The organism is Paenibacillus wynnii (genome assembly GCF_000757885.1).
GTDB classification, from domain to species: domain Bacteria; phylum Bacillota; class Bacilli; order Paenibacillales; family Paenibacillaceae; genus Paenibacillus_AQ; species Paenibacillus_AQ wynnii.
This window is the reverse complement of sequence record NZ_JQCR01000003.1, coordinates 2,114,429-2,128,173: the sequence shown is the minus strand read 5'-3', so window position 1 is coordinate 2,128,173 and position 13,745 is coordinate 2,114,429. Positions and strand designations below refer to the sequence as shown.

General features: G+C 44.6%; 16 protein-coding genes. 12 read left to right on the top strand and 4 right to left on the bottom strand.

Annotation, left to right across the window (positions count from 1 at the left end; translation table 11 throughout):
* Window positions 1–21 precede the first annotated feature (21 nt).
* Both PWYN_RS25325 and PWYN_RS25320 read right to left on the bottom strand, forming a co-directional pair.
* Complete coding sequence (locus PWYN_RS25325) at window positions 22–1,374, bottom strand: metallophosphoesterase (protein ID WP_052088400.1); 1,353 nt, start codon at window positions 1,372–1,374, stop codon at window positions 22–24.
* Window positions 1,375–1,686: 312 nt separating this feature from the next.
* Window positions 1,687–2,301 carry a hypothetical protein gene (locus tag PWYN_RS25320; protein WP_036657769.1) on the bottom strand — a complete coding sequence of 205 codons (615 nt, stop codon included), beginning with the start codon at window positions 2,299–2,301 and terminating at the stop codon, window positions 1,687–1,689.
* An 85-nt stretch (window positions 2,302–2,386) separates the two neighbouring features.
* On the opposite strand from PWYN_RS25320, the gene PWYN_RS25315 reads away from it, so the two are divergent.
* From PWYN_RS25315 to PWYN_RS25300, 4 genes are all read left to right on the top strand, one after another.
* Window positions 2,387–2,968 carry a TetR/AcrR family transcriptional regulator gene (locus tag PWYN_RS25315; RefSeq protein ID WP_036657767.1) on the top strand — a complete coding sequence of 194 codons (582 nt, stop codon included), beginning with the start codon at window positions 2,387–2,389 and terminating at the stop codon, window positions 2,966–2,968.
* A gap of 54 nt (window positions 2,969–3,022) precedes the next feature.
* Window positions 3,023–3,685, top strand: a complete 663-nt coding sequence (gene rnhA / locus PWYN_RS25310; protein ID WP_036657766.1) for a ribonuclease H — start codon at window positions 3,023–3,025, stop codon at window positions 3,683–3,685.
* Between the two features lie 75 nt (window positions 3,686–3,760).
* Window positions 3,761–4,429: a uracil-DNA glycosylase gene (gene ung / locus PWYN_RS25305; protein ID WP_036657763.1), complete on the top strand. Its 669-nt coding sequence runs from the start codon at window positions 3,761–3,763 to the stop codon at window positions 4,427–4,429.
* 39 nt (window positions 4,430–4,468) lie between these two features.
* Window positions 4,469–4,873 (top strand): hypothetical protein, encoded by a 405-nt coding sequence (locus PWYN_RS25300; RefSeq protein ID WP_036657761.1) that lies wholly within the window; start codon window positions 4,469–4,471, stop codon window positions 4,871–4,873.
* 69 nt (window positions 4,874–4,942) lie between these two features.
* Here the strand turns inward: PWYN_RS25300 and PWYN_RS25295 are convergent, their stop codons facing one another.
* Window positions 4,943–6,040: an AI-2E family transporter gene (locus PWYN_RS25295; protein WP_036657759.1), complete on the bottom strand. Its 1,098-nt coding sequence runs from the start codon at window positions 6,038–6,040 to the stop codon at window positions 4,943–4,945.
* 169 nt (window positions 6,041–6,209) lie between these two features.
* On the opposite strand from PWYN_RS25295, the gene PWYN_RS25290 reads away from it, so the two are divergent.
* Window positions 6,210–6,698, top strand: a complete 489-nt coding sequence (locus tag PWYN_RS25290; protein ID WP_052088398.1) for a hypothetical protein — start codon at window positions 6,210–6,212, stop codon at window positions 6,696–6,698.
* A gap of 13 nt (window positions 6,699–6,711) precedes the next feature.
* On the opposite strand, the gene PWYN_RS25285 is transcribed toward PWYN_RS25290, so the two are convergent.
* Entirely contained in the window at window positions 6,712–6,921 is a 210-nt protein-coding gene (locus tag PWYN_RS25285) for a hypothetical protein (RefSeq protein WP_036657758.1), read from the bottom strand.
* A 153-nt stretch (window positions 6,922–7,074) separates the two neighbouring features.
* Here PWYN_RS25285 and PWYN_RS25280 point away from each other — a divergent pair, with 153 nt between their 5' ends.
* The 7 genes from PWYN_RS25280 (at window position 7,075) to PWYN_RS25250 (ending at window position 13,686) form a co-directional block, all read left to right on the top strand.
* A complete protein-coding gene (locus PWYN_RS25280; protein ID WP_036657757.1) occupies window positions 7,075–8,220 on the top strand; it encodes a copper amine oxidase N-terminal domain-containing protein in 1,146 nt (381 codons plus the stop codon).
* 234 nt (window positions 8,221–8,454) lie between these two features.
* Entirely contained in the window at window positions 8,455–9,219 is a 765-nt protein-coding gene (locus PWYN_RS25275) for a DeoR/GlpR family DNA-binding transcription regulator (protein ID WP_036657753.1), read from the top strand.
* A 16-nt stretch (window positions 9,220–9,235) separates the two neighbouring features.
* Window positions 9,236–10,180, top strand: coding sequence for a 1-phosphofructokinase (gene pfkB, locus PWYN_RS25270; protein WP_036657752.1), 945 nt, complete (start codon window positions 9,236–9,238; stop codon window positions 10,178–10,180).
* A gap of 39 nt (window positions 10,181–10,219) precedes the next feature.
* Entirely contained in the window at window positions 10,220–11,584 is a 1,365-nt protein-coding gene (locus tag PWYN_RS25265; protein WP_036657747.1) for a PTS fructose transporter subunit IIC, read from the top strand.
* 16 nt (window positions 11,585–11,600) lie between these two features.
* Window positions 11,601–12,053, top strand: a complete 453-nt coding sequence (locus tag PWYN_RS25260) for a PTS sugar transporter subunit IIA (RefSeq protein WP_036657744.1) — start codon at window positions 11,601–11,603, stop codon at window positions 12,051–12,053.
* Window positions 12,054–12,207: 154 nt separating this feature from the next.
* Window positions 12,208–12,708 carry a Crp/Fnr family transcriptional regulator gene (locus PWYN_RS25255; protein WP_036657740.1) on the top strand — a complete coding sequence of 167 codons (501 nt, stop codon included), beginning with the start codon at window positions 12,208–12,210 and terminating at the stop codon, window positions 12,706–12,708.
* Window positions 12,709–13,017: 309 nt separating this feature from the next.
* Window positions 13,018–13,686, top strand: a complete 669-nt coding sequence (locus PWYN_RS25250; RefSeq protein ID WP_036657730.1) for a YitT family protein — start codon at window positions 13,018–13,020, stop codon at window positions 13,684–13,686.
* Window positions 13,687–13,745: the final 59 nt, after the last annotated feature.

Below are 13,745 nucleotides of genomic sequence, written 5' to 3'. Positions count from 1 at the left end.
CTAAGGTTATGGAGTTATCAATCAAGGAAACGTTACATGTAAATGTTGGTTATCTTTGTCACGTTGATGAGCCAATTGCAGGACATAGTTTTTCTGTGATCCGGGGGGCGCAGTAAGCCACAGTTGATATCCTTCGGAAGAGGTTATGTCATCCAAGTCTTCAACACGGCTTCCGGCAAAAAAGTTCTTGTGAAGACGTTGAATAACGTTCGCCATAGCCTGAAGCTGGGGCTCCGTATACTTGGTGTAGCTGAGGTTTTGGGTCAAACGCCGGTAGCTTCCATTGAATGATAATTGTCCGAAAGATGATCCGCTGTACGGCTTGAAATGTTGAAGATTAGGGTCAGCAACTCTATGGGCAGCCGCCCATAGTTCCATGTGAAGCGGAGAGGTGCTGAAATCTAAAGCATGATTCGCATTAGAGTAAGTCATTATACCAAATTGGTGTGGGTATACCGATAATGCGCTATTCGCTACATCATAGATTTGTTCGGTGCCTTGCTTATAAGAACTAATATCCTGAATATGAATATGTCCGCTGAAGACCGTAACTATTCCATTTCTTAATAAAACCTCGCTAACCTTCTGTGTATTCTGAATCGTGAAGCCATCATGCATAAGCTCGCTATGATCAAGCAGGCTGTGATGCATAACACCCACGATTATCGCGCCCTTTTGCTTGGCCAGCTTCCCGCATTGATCTATCCATTTCAAGGTAGAAGAAGACAACCTCCCCTCAAGCTGAGGATGTCTAAGCTCTTTATTATTACGGTACATATTCGTATCCAACATCAGAAGCCACAGCTTATCTGAAGGAGTCGCCAAATAGCTTAAGGAGTGACGATCCTTAGATAACGCTTCATCATAGCCAAACGGGGCATAAATTTTCCGGAATTTTTTGGGGGAGATAGAATCCGCTTTATATTGATGTTGACCCTTAAAGCTTTTAGACCAAGGGTTCAACAGATCGTGATTGCCTGGGATAACATAGACTTGCGTCCCGCTGCTGCTTTCCATCGCTTTCAGGTGACCTGCCATATCCAGATGGCTTTGCTTCTCTCCGTTATTCGTCAAATCTCCGCTGATCAGCGTAATATCCGGCTTTTGTATTTGTACATCATAAGCGAAGGCTTTCATCAACTCCTCGCTGTAACGAAGCTGCTTGCCATCCCCTAGAGCGAGGTCTCTTTGGAATGCTGCACCCCCATCTGTCAGACTTTTAGATAAATAATGGATATCCGTGGTGACGAATATTTTCAAATCACTACCTGCTTGAATACGGTATACCGGATGTTGCTCAATCTGTTGATCACCACAGCTTACAAGCGCCAGCAGGGAGAGAAATACCGCTGCTATTCGGGAAAAAGCCATCATTGCCGTGCCTCATTTCTATGTATGATTAAAGGCTCAAAACCAAAATCAGTGCTTGAATGTTTGTGAAACAAGTCACTACGGGTTCGGAGGGTTCTTGCGATCGCTGTTAAAGTCTAATTTCTTGATTGTAAAGTGAATTATAGGTTGAAATCAGGCTTTAAAGGCGAACACTACCGTTTCTCCAGAATCCCTCCGACCCTTCGCTCTGTTCGCTCATATAGTCAACCTCTGAGTTAAGATTGAGCCTTTTGAATTCAAAAAAGATGCTCCTCGGTCTCATCGACTTCAGAACACCTTTTTCCTACTCTGATATTATTTTTGAACTTCCGTAACCCCGGTTACACTTCCTTGATCAGACGGATCATACGTTGCTTGGTATTCATCTTTGGCGAAATAGACATTGCCCTGTATTTTTGCATTTACGACCTGAAAGCCGTTGGCTTCGACATACACATCACCAATAAATGTTCCCCCTTGGATTCGTGCATTTGTACTTCTGATGGTTATCTTAGGTGCCGTTAGAGTAAAGGAATTGGTTATATTTTTATCCGCATCCTGTGTGTAAAGGGCAATTTTACGCGCTGGTTTGTCCTTGTTGGTGAATTCGCCTTCTAAAATGAGATCTTCAGTGAAGGTCATATCCCTTAACGTTGCAATAATCCAGGTTCCCTCTTTACTAATCGCCTTTTTGAAGTTCGCCTCACTGTCCACTATGGAAGCTGAGGTGACAGCATCAGTCGGTTGGTCTGCATTTCCATTCGTATTCCCAGTGGTAGTGCCAGTTGTGTCTCCAGCAGTATTGCCAGCAGTGTTTCCGGCTGCATCATTTGCCCCGTTTTGATTTCCGGCTGCTCCATTGTTATTGTTTCCGCAACCTACTATTAGTACCAGTAACAATACGGTTGCTAAGCTTGCAAGTTTTTTCATGATCTTACCTCCTAAGGGTTTTGGCTAATAATCTTTACCAACCGTTCTACAAATGCTAAAATTGAAGGTCAGAGGGGGAGTGACTGTGGCTCGCAATAAAGAGTTTAATGTCGATACTGTACTGAGTAAGGCCATGACTGTTTTTTGGCGTCAGGGATATGAGCTCACTTCCATGCAGGATCTTGTTACTCACATGGGAATTCATAAAAGAAGCATGTATGATACATTTGGAGACAAGCATAATTTATTCATGAAGGTACTGGACCGTTATGCGGAGATTGCGGAATCCAAAATGGATCAGCGTATTCAGAGTCTGCCCACAGCTATAGAAGCCATCAGACTGCTCTTTGATATGGCTCTCCATAAAGAGGAAAGCGAACCTTTAGGTTGTTTGATTGTTAATACGGCAACGGAGCTTTCCCTGCATGATCCTGAAGCTGCAGAAAAGGTTAATGACAGCTTTAGTCGTACAGAAAAGATCCTTTTAGAAATCGTGAAACATGGTCAAGACCAAGGAGAAATCCCCAAAAACCTTGATCCTTCAGCTCTTTCCGAATATCTGAATAATGCGTTAGTAGGATTTCGTGTGATGGTTAAAGTTACCCGCGACTCTTCCAAGCTGCAAAGAATTCTGGATACCACACTCAGTATTCTGGAAAGAAGATAAATGTATTATGGATGAATCATCAAATAATTATCCACACAATAAGGAGTTACAAATATGGCAAAGCAAAAATTTTATGTGGTATGGGCAGGTAAGCAGCCGGGTGTATATAGCACATGGGCAGAATGTCAGGCACAAACAGATCATTACACAGGGGCCAAATATAAATCTTATGAATCCAAAGCTGCAGCCGATGAGGCTTACAAAGCGGGTTGGAAAGGCAATTGGGGAACAGGTGCTGCGGCATCTGGCACAGCCAAAGATAAGAAGAGCACTTCGTTCAAGCGGAGCGCTGGCGTTGAGACATCGGAGGAGATTGATTATTTCAGTGTGTCCGTAGATGTGGGAACTCGGGGAAATCCGGGTCCAGTGGAATATAAAGGTGTCGATACGGGAACCGGTGAAGTGATATTCTCTTGTGGACCGATTAACAAGGGGACCAATAATCTTGGGGAATTCCTTGCCATAGTCCATGCTTTAGCTCTTCTGAATAAAGAGGGCAGCAATAAGACTGTATATAGTGATTCGGTAAATGCGATCAAATGGGTAAAACAGAAGAAGGTGGCGACCACCTTACCGCGTGATGCCTCCACTGAGGAAATCTGGGTACTGATTGATCGGGCAGTTAGATGGCTGCAGACCCATACCTATGACAACAAGCTGCTGAAGTGGCAGACTAAGGAATGGGGACAAATCAAGGCCGATTATGGCCGGAAGTAGTTCCTTAAGCTTATAATAGGGTTAATAATAGATAAAGAGCGAATACTACTAAGTCAGCAGGGGGAGTACCCGACTATGTTCGGCAACGATTGGGACAAGGTATTACACAATGAAATCCAAAAACCTTATTTTAAGAACCTGCAGGTTGCCTTGGGTAGGGAATATAAGGAGCAGATAGTCTACCCTCCGCAAGAGTTTCTCTTCTCCGCCTTCAAGGAGACATCCTATCAGGAGACCCGGGTTGTTATTTTGGGTCAGGATCCCTATCACGGACCTGGGCAAGCCCATGGCCTTAGCTTCTCAGTGATGCCAGGAGTTCGGATTCCGCCATCCTTGCGCAATATATATACGGAGCTGAAAGATGACCTAGGGGTATCCATTCCTAATCACGGCTCCCTTCTTCACTGGGCACAGGAAGGTGTGCTTCTGCTGAATGCAGTGCTTACCGTCCGTCAAGGACAACCAAATTCCCATAAAAGTCTTGGCTGGGAGACATTTACGGATGCTGTTATGGAGAAGTTGAATGAGCGCAACATCCCGATGGTGTTTATGTTGTGGGGAAGTCATGCGCAAAAAAAAGGTTCATTCCTCACTAAAAACCGCCATCATATTATTCAATCCACCCATCCAAGCCCGTTGTCGGCGTATCGTGGGTTTCTGGGAAGCCGTCCGTTCTCGGAGACTAACCAGTATTTGGAGTCACAGGGTTTGAAAGGTATTGATTGGGCTATAGAGAGTACATAGGAATTAGGAATTCTCTGATAATCGGAAGAAGGTGAAGCAATGAAACACTGGGTGGGCAGACCTGTAATTATGTATTGTGGCGAACCGCCTTACAGAATCATGAAGGGGGTACTGCGTAAATGGGATGCAGCGCTCGGACAGGTAGTGATTGGCCATCAGGAGATTGCGGTACCTTTTCGTGACATTGCTTGGATCAAAGCCTTAGCACCTAAAGAACGAGCCTTGCCGCCGGTCCTTCATTCTGTTGGATATGTTATGAGAGAACGGCAGCAGTTTGATAATGCCATATATTTCAAGTCTGCAGTAACCGTGTGGAAGGATGAGGTACTGATCGCCTTAAATACAACTATTGTGTCACATACAAGAGGTTCAGTGACCTTGGAGGATGGACAGTGTCTAATGAAAGGGACTTATTTATTTGTTGTTCGTTCCTTGAGGGGTTGAGTATAGCATTTGACAGATAACACACAAAAGGACGGCTGACACTCCACATTCGGAGGGCGCCGTCCTTTTTTATAATTCTTTTTGAACACCGGGTGTCTCTTCGACCCTTTCTGCGACTATAATCTCATAGATTCGGAGGAAAATAATTTTGGCAATCATATACACCGGCAGTGCAATCAGTACTCCGATGAGACCGTAAAAGTCACCGCCTACCAATACAAGCAGTACAGTAGTAAGCGGATGAACGTCCAACGATTTCCCGTAAATGATAGGAGACAACACATTATCCTGAATTTGCTGAGCCACCACTACAATCACCACTGACCAAATCGCCAATGTCGGAGACTCGATAAAAGCCACGATCACCACCGGGATTGCCGCTAATAAAGATCCTATATAAGGGATGAAGTTAAGCGGTACAGAAATCACAGCCAGAAGCAGCGAATAGGGCAGTCCAATAAGAAGAAATCCGATATATAAAATCACTCCAAGGATGACATTAAGCAAGACCCGTGTAACGATAAAGCTGCTAAGAGCTGAATCGATATCTTTTAGAGTTTCTTGCCCTTCTTTACGATATTTTTTGGGAATCAGACTCTGCACGATGGGAGACAGCTTATACCCGTCCTTAAGCATATAATATAGAATAATAGGAAGTGTAGCTATTACCACAACGATACTGGATACCACTCCGATCAGATTAGACATTGAATTGGTTACCCAGTTAATGGCATTGTTCAAGTATCCTGAAAGTCGTGAAGCCATGTCAGACTCACCGGGAAAAAAGCGTGAAAATAAAGGACTCTTCTGTAATGTATTGAACTGATCCTGAAGTCCCTGAACCAGTTTAGGGGTGTTGTCTATAAAGTTCTGAATTTGCTCCCTTAGCGTCGGCCATACTAGCGCCCAAAACAGGACAAACAGGCCGATCATCACTACATAAAGAAGCAAAATAGAGAGGGAGCGGTTCAGCTTCCTTTTTTCCATAAAACTTACTAACGGGCGCATTAGATAATACATGAAACCGGACAGCATCATCGGGACAAGGAGCAGCTGGATTATGGCAGTCAAAGGTGTGAATATAAACATCACTTTGGAGCCTAAATAGAGAATCAATAGAAAAGTAATAATCGCAAAGCTTGTCCGAAAATATTTATGTTGAAGCATCAGCAGCACCTCCTAGTATGAACTAACCTATCGGCAAGTATGTATTGTCTTAACTCTATCTTTATAACCTAATTAGGTCTTATTGATTCATATTGGAATCTCTTAGCTAAAATTTCGGTTCAATCAATGGCCCAGGCGGTTAATATCGCATTATTAGGAGGGATGCACAGTGACTGTATTAATAGTAGGAATATTTGGACATGCAACGGATGTATCGCTTGCGATAGAGGACTTGAAGGACCTTGGAATCAAACTCAAGAAAATATCGGTGGTGACGAAGCAAAAAAAAATAGTAGATCAAATTAGTCATGACACGGGCATTGGCAAATCTGATGTGGGGATCGGCAACGATGGGGTGTTCGGTACTGCCAGAGGGATTGGCACAGGACTGGGTATGCTGCCTGAGACCGCTGTCGCTGCGGGACCCGCCGCACATAAGCTGGCAGGAGCAGAATTAGATGAGTCTATTATACAGGGAGAGGGACTAGCCGTAGGACTCATGGGATTAGGTATTCCCAAAGAGGATGCCGTAGGCTACGCCAAGCATGCTGCCCTCGAGAATATTATCTTGATTGTCGCTCTTGAAAATAAGGAGTTGAGCCAGCAGATCAGCTCATTATTCAATAAGCATCATGCTATTCCTTTGCAGTCTGTTTAATGGAGGCTGGAATTCAACGTCTCTTCCTTTTTTTCGAGCCGATATAGACAAGTGGAACTACCCCGGGGTCGGCCCCGGTTTCCTTGACAATTTCCTTCGCCTTAACGAGTGCCAAAAAAGAAAAAAAGTCGCCTAAAGCAGTCAGACCGGCGCCAATGATGGCATAATCCTCAGCACTAAGCTCTTCCTGTTTTTCCTCATTGCCATTATTCTTAGTGGCCATCCCTCTTTCACCCGCTTTTCCAAAGAATATCTAATATTAAAATATGTAAGAACCCGCAATCTTGAATAGGCACTTGGTACAGAATTTAGGGCAGCAACTTTTCCGGCGTATTATCGTCTAATAAGTATTGGATAATCAAGGGGGAAAAGGGTAATGAAGGGATTTATAAGGTTGACAAGGAGTCTTGTTGTGATGCTTGCAGCTGTATTCTTATTTGTGGGGACGGTGGAAGCTGCAGGGCATCAGACGATTTGGATCAACTATTTGTACACCACTATGAGCAATAGCGCAATCGTCATAAACGGAACCACTTGGGTCCCGCTAAAAAAACTGGCCTCAGATATGAGCTTTAATCTCACATTTGAAGCGGCTACACGTTCAATTACATTAATTCGTCCTGGACAACAGGCTAAATTTCAAATGGGTTCTAAGTCCGGAGTAGTTAACGGAAAGTCTGTTAGTCTTAGTAACAGCATACGAATCATCAAGAATACAGCGCATGTACCACTGGTATCTATGGTCAGGGCATTAGGAGCTACACCTTTGTTTGAAAAAGAAAGCGGGAATCTACAAATAGTAGACAAGCCAAGATTTGTTTCTCTGTCCAAAGCAGGGCGAACCTATTGGGTCTCACAGGAAAGTGGAGAACTCTACCGCATGCTGCCGACATCGGCTAAGCCCGAAATGCTCTCAAAGTTTCCGATTAAGCCCCGTACATCCGGATCTCTGAGTATTAAGCAGGTATCAAAGGACACGGATTTAGTTCTATTACATTCGCGATACATTTCAATGTTCAATGAGTTTGACAACAGCTATCAGGCGCTCATATCAAAAGATACAGTGGTAAAGCAGATGGAGTATCATTATGTCGGCCAATATTTTAAGGATCAATACGGTTCGAAAATTTCTTCTACGCAAATCTATATGACGGACGGATTGAACGTCCAATACATTAATCAAGACGGTACACTCGGCAAGCTTTACGAATTAGAGAAGAGTACGGAGAACAAAGGACCGTTCCTTGTAGAATACGCTACCCCTAAGATATTGTTAGTGCGTTCAACCTCTACTACCGCCCTTGTCGCCATGAACCTAATTAAAGGTACAAGCGAGAATTTAACGCAGACGCTTATTCCCGTAGAGAATCGTAAAGAATGGGATAGAGCTGATCCAAATGACCCCTATGTACTCTCTCGCATGCTGCGTTTACAAGCGGATGATGGTAAGGAATTAACCTTTACTTTTACTACATTAATTACAGATAAGGCTAATAAAGAAAGGTATAAATATGCGGAATAATACAAATTATAACAGTGTTGAAGATATCTATTCGCGGTAAAGCGGATAGGTATTTTTTTTATAAAAAAAGCGCTTTACAGACTATGAAAACGCTGTTAAACTCATAAGTGAGCACAAATGATCACTAACGGTCATCATATTGAATCTAAATGATCAAGTAAACGATCATGTGAGCTATAGATAAAGAGGTAGAATAATTGTCGGCTGCGTATCAATTTTAAGGAGTGAGTCACGATGCTATTTGAAGAAGAAAGAAAAAGAAGTATCGTGCAGTTTGTAGAAAAGCATTCTAGAGGATCGGTCCAGGAACTTAGTCAAGAGATGGGTGTATCGGAGTCTACTGTTCGCAGGGATTTGAAGGAGCTGGAGGAAGCTAGATTATTGAAGCGAACCCACGGCGGCGCAGTATCCTTGCAGAGTGTTAACTTTGAAGCAGCTATTTCGGATAAGGAAGACCGATTTCTGGATGAGAAGCTGCGAATTGCCCGCAAGGCTGTGGAAATGATCAAAGCTGGCGATGCCATTCTGTTGGATGGAGGTACTACAACACTGCAAATTGCTAGAGAATTGAAGACGTTCTCTGATATTAAAGTGATTACGAACTCCATCATGGTGCTGAACGAGCTGAAGGATTGCCGCAATATCGAAGTATCCATTACGGGAGGTATGCTTCGTCAGGATACAATGGCTTTCGTAGGACCGATGACGGAACGTTCACTGGAAATGGTGAGAGTAGATAAAGCGTTTCTAGGAACTAACGGCATGGATTTACGGGAAGGTATTACCACGCCGAATATGCTGGAAGCGGCTACGAAGCGCAAAATGATCAGCGTAGCGAAGCAGGTTGTGCTTGTCGCCGACCACAGTAAGATCGGTCAAGTATCCTTTTGTAAGGTAGCTGATTTGGCGGAGATGGATCAATGTATTTTCGATTCGGAAACTTCGGAAGATTTTGTACGGAACATTATAGAAATGGGCGTGAATGTAACGCTGGCTTGAAGCGGAGGAGGTTACCATGAGTAAATTAGTCATCACAGTCACCCTGAATCCAGCTTTGGACAAAACGGTAACCGTTGAGGGTTTGGAAGTTGGCGGGTTAAATCGTGTGGATGACATTCGAATCGATGCTGGCGGCAAGGGCATAAATGTAGCCAAAGTATTGAAAGGGTTTAATGAGAATGTAACAGCAGTTGGTTTTATGGGTGGTCATAATGGAAAGCTGATTCTTGAGGGTCTGGAACGTGAGGGGATTAATCATTCCTTCACAGAAACTGCAACAGAGACAAGAATGAATCTGAAAGTTGTGGATAGTACAGTTCAGGTAACAACGGAGATTAATGAGCGCGGAGGTGTTGTCTCCCCTCAAGAAAGAACTCTCTTTCAGAAGACTTTAGAGAATCATCTGGATAAGGCCTCCATTCTAGTATTAGGTGGGAGTGTCCCGCCAGGAATAGAGCATGCCGAGTACGCTTTGCTGATCAAGGCTGCCAAGAGCAAGGGAGTTAAGACCATTCTGGATGCGGACGGAGATGCTTTAAGATATGGTCTGCTGGCCTGTCCGGAGGTTATTAAACCGAACATCCATGAATTAGAACAATTGCTGGGTGTCACCCTTGAAAGCGATGGTGAGATTATTGAAGCGGCCCGTAAACTGACGGCCCAAGGCATCGAATGGGTCATTGTCTCGATGGGCGGAGAAGGTAGTCTGGCAGTCAGTAAGGATGAAGCCGTACGGGCACGTCCATTCCGCATTAAACCGGAGAGCACCGTAGGTGCCGGTGATTCCATGGTTGCAGCTATTGCATCAAGTCTGCTGCATGGACGGGGAATGGAAGAAACATTGCGCTGGGCGACAGCAGCAGGAAGTGTGACCGCATCGAAACCGGGAACTCAAGTCTGCCGTTCTGAAGAAGTTGAAGAACGCCTGAATGATGTGGGAATTACAAGAATTGAAGGTTAATACAACGAAGTAACACTAAGCATACTGGGGGAATAAACAATGAAAAAGCTATTAGCGGTAACAGCATGTCCTACGGGAATTGCCCATACGTATATGGCAGCAGAGTCTTTGCAAAAAGCAGCTGGAGAAAAAAATGTTCCGATTAAAGTAGAAACACGCGGCGCAGTAGGGGTGGAAAATGAATTAACCGCAGCTGAAATCGCCGAGGCCCACGCTATTATCATTGCTGCAGATACTGATGTAGATGAAGCACGCTTCGCCGGCAAGCCTATTGTGAAGGTTGCTGTTGCTCAGGGTATCAAGATCCCGGGTCAACTAATCGAGCAAGCTCTTGCTCTGCAAGCATCGGCGGGAACTGCTGCACCTCAAGCTCAGGCTGCTGAAGGCAGTGATGGTAAGCGCAAACAACCTGTATTCTACAAACATTTGATGACAGGTGTATCCCACATGCTGCCGTTGGTCGTAGCCGGAGGATTGCTAATCGCGATATCTTTCTTTAAACTTAACCCGGCTGAGGGAACTTTTCTAGCCAACCTTCTTAAGATTGGCGGCGCGGCAATGGGTCTAATGGTGCCGATTCTGGCGGCATTTATTGCCTTCTCCATCGGAGGTAGGCCAGCACTCGCTTCAGGTCTTGTCGGAGGGATGTTGTCCACTCAATTAGGCGCGGGTTTCCTTGGTGGCATTCTAGCTGGTTTCCTGGCAGGTTATGTTTCTAAATGGCTCATTAAGAATATTAAGTTACCGCGTTCAATGGAAGGCCTTAAACCGATGCTGATTGTTCCATTCCTCTCAGTACTTGTTGTCGGACTCTTAATGGTATATGTTATTGGCACACCGATCAAATCACTTATGGATGCGTTGACTGTTTGGTTGGAAGATATCGGTTCGGGTAATAAAATTATGCTGGGTGCTATTCTGGGCGGAATGATGGCGCTTGATATGGGTGGACCTTTTAACAAGATTGCTTACACGTTCGCTGTTGGTCTTCTGGGAAGTGGAGTTTATGGACCTATGGCCGCAGTTATGGCTGCCGGTATGACTCCACCTCTAGGTATTTGGTTGGCAACTGTTCTGGCTCCTAAGAAATTCACGAAAGAAGAACGCGAAGCAGGAAAAGTTGCTTCCATTCTCGGTCTCTCCTTTATTACTGAAGGTGCCATTCCGTTTGGGGCTGCGGATCCGCTCCGTATTATACCTGCCTTTATGATCGGATCTGGTTTGACAGGGGCATTGTCGATGGTGTTTGACGTAACGCTGCGCGCCCCACATGGTGGTATTTTCGTTCTCCTGGTTCCAAATGCAATTAGTCCGGTATTCATGTACTTGATTGCGATTGCAATCGGAACCGTTGTAACTGCGCTGCTCGTAAACCTCTTCAAGAAAAAAACAACATCATTGTGATAGGAGCTGAATGTAATTGAATATTCATGAACTACTAACAGAAGATACAGTAATCCTGCCTTTAGAAGTGGGCACTAAGGAAGAAGTTATAACAAGAATGACAGAAGGTCTTAAGCTATCCGGTTCGGTAACAGACGGCGCGCAATATGTAAGTGATGTACTCGCTCGTGAAGCTACGGGTTCAACCGGTATTGGATTTGGAGTTGCCATTCCTCATGGTAAATCCACAGGTGTAATCAAGCCAGGACTAGCTGTTGCTCGCATGGCTGGACCTACAGATTGGGACTCCTTGGACGAAACCCCGGTATCTATTGTATTCCTGATTGCTGTGCCGAAGGAAAATGTCGGTAACGAGCATCTACAGATTCTGGTTGCTCTGTCCCGTAAGCTGATCCATGATGATTTCCGCCAGTCCTTGCTAGATGCAGGAAGCAAGCAAGAGATCATTGATATTCTCAAAAACATGTAAGTCATCATAAATGCGTAGCTGCCGTATTTCTAGACCTGTGAGGTCTTGATATCCGGCAGCTTTTTGCTTAATTAACAGATTAACTCCCTTTTGTGGGTTTATTTTTGTATAATTCGTAATATAAATAATTCACATGGGTAAAGGAGTAGGCGAGATGATACTGCACAAGGGAGAGTTCTTGTTCCGGCAAGGCGACAGCTGTCAGACGTTGTATCAGGTCAAGAGCGGCCTGTTCAAGGTAACAAGACTTCATGAGAACGGGAATATGGTTCTGTTTAATATTCTGTATCCCGGCGAGACGGTTCCCCATCATTCACTCATTTCACCAAAGGAAGCTCATGGTACAGCTATAGCGCTAATGAGAAGCGAGGTGGAGATTATTCCGGCTGCGGAATGGTATCGGCAGCTACGAGAGGAACCGGGTAAAGCATTGGAAATTGCGATGCTGCTTCAGGAGAAGGTGCGGTTCATGCAGACTCGACTCGACCACCTGACAGTGGGAACACCGGGTGAACGACTGGGACTGCTGACCCGTTGGCTTAATGAGTATACTCATGGGGCCATGTTGACGGATCTCCTGACACAGGAAGAGATTGGACAATTAATCGGTGTCCGGCGTGAAACCGTCAACCGTTTGCTACGGAATACGGATTAATACGATCTTTTCTGAAGATGGGTGTTTTGAGAAAGCTGTCTCCGTGGTATAATCTAATCAGAACTTATCAAATTACAGAAAGGATCAGGATACCATGTGTCCCCGAAGGACGATTCCCCAAAGGACGATTTGGAAACGTTATGATCTATCTTATACTTAGCTTCCCTGTAGAAGGTGCGAACCGTTAATTGACGAAACCGCCTCTGCGAGGGAAGGAGTATTGTATGCGAAGGAGCAACGCCTCTGGTATACCCCGTCGTAGAGGTTGGTGGGACGTCTAGCCGCCATATACGATAAGGGGAGACCTGTATGAGGAAACACAACAATGGAGTAATAAATTTACTGCTCCGAATGTCAGTCATTTTGTCCGGAACATTGCTGCTTGCATTTACTTATTATCACATTAATTATCAAAACCATTTGACCGAGGGCGGATTCGTTGGTTTGTCCCTGCTCGGCAAATATGTGTTAGGGATTTCCCCTTCACTTTCGATCCTGATTTTAGACATTCCAGTACTCCTAATTGCTTGGTTCTTCAAAGGGAAAACGTTCGTATGTAATACATTTGTTTCAGTAGGGGCCTTTACTATCTTCTACGGACTGATGGAACGGTATTCCGGATGGGTCATTCATTTGCAGAACAATTTGCCGGTTGCGGCACTGTTGTCTGGTGTACTTACTGGTCTAGGAGCAGGAATGGTACTCCGCGGAGGCGGAGCGAGCGGCGGAGACGATATTTTGTCACTGCTGATCAGTGAATGGAAGGGAATCAAGGTAGGAACCGTATTTATTCTGATGGATGTAATCGTTCTGGCATTATCGCTTTTTTATATGCCTCTGAAAGAAACATTGTATACCGGAATGGCAGTCGTTGTTGCTGGCTATGTCATTACGTTTACAACCTCTCTAGGCAGACCAAAACTGCAGAAGATGCCGAAGATTCAGCCCGTGCTGGGCAAGCCGCAGGAAGTACAGTAATGTGAAGTGATATCAACAATCAGTCAATTACCCTTAACCAGGGATGTTCTACATTAAGG